Origin of the sequence: Vibrio sinensis (genome assembly GCF_003605645.1) — a bacterium.
GTDB classification, from domain to species: domain Bacteria; phylum Pseudomonadota; class Gammaproteobacteria; order Enterobacterales; family Vibrionaceae; genus Vibrio; species Vibrio sinensis.
Genome location: NZ_QVMU01000093.1, coordinates 1 through 825 on the forward strand (window position 1 = coordinate 1; position 825 = coordinate 825).

The following is an 825-nucleotide window of genomic DNA, read 5'->3' on the forward strand; positions in this document are numbered from 1 at the left end:
TTCAAGAAGGTGAATCCATCACTATTGATATGTCACAAAGACCATCAGAATCAGTGACGCTTGGCCTTGATGGCATGGGTGGCTATTTTGAAGAAAACCACGCACAGCATCCAACCAGCGTATTGATCACCGTAACGTATGATGACGGGACCACACATCAGCAACAAGTGACCAAACCAGATGGTGACGATAGTCTGTTTAAAGAAGTGACGTTAACCGCACCTGACGGCAGCACTATCACACACGTCGAGGTTTCTACGATTGGTGACGGTAACTGGGAGCTTCGTTATTTAGAAACGCAAACGCCAGATGATAGTTTTGATTATCGTGCAGTCGACAGTGATGATAACGTCAGTGAAGAGCAGACCGTGACGTTAGTGGAAGCTGACAACCAAGCCCCTGATGCACTCAACGATCCGGTGGGCTTTAGTGTCGCACTGGGTTCACTCAATGATGAGAACAACTTTGAATGGCAAGACAGTGGCGCTGGCATTAGTGCGTCTTATCAAAATAGCAACCGTGATATTACCGAGTCCGGTGGTGACCGAGGCGTTAGTGGTGATGAAAATGGCGGCCCGGGCGCACAAATTCAATTCAACCGTGAAACCGGCGAATCAGAACAGTTCAAAATTGAATTAGATAAACCGGTGACCAACTTTAGCTTTGAAGTGGCGCGTCTGTTTAAAGACGAGGGAGGAACGGATAATCACGAGCAAGGGAAGTGGGTCGCGTATCTTGACGGCAATGCGGTTGCCAGTGGTATGTTCGTCGCCAATGATGGCAAACATAGTGGTACGTACCATTTCGATGAAAACGATCTCAACG

The 825-nt window shown here is 47.9% G+C and carries 1 pseudogene; it reads left to right on the top strand.

The features are described 5' to 3' along the window. Positions 1-825 (top strand): annotated as a pseudogene (locus DZ860_RS24560) (hypothetical protein); the annotation flags it as partial.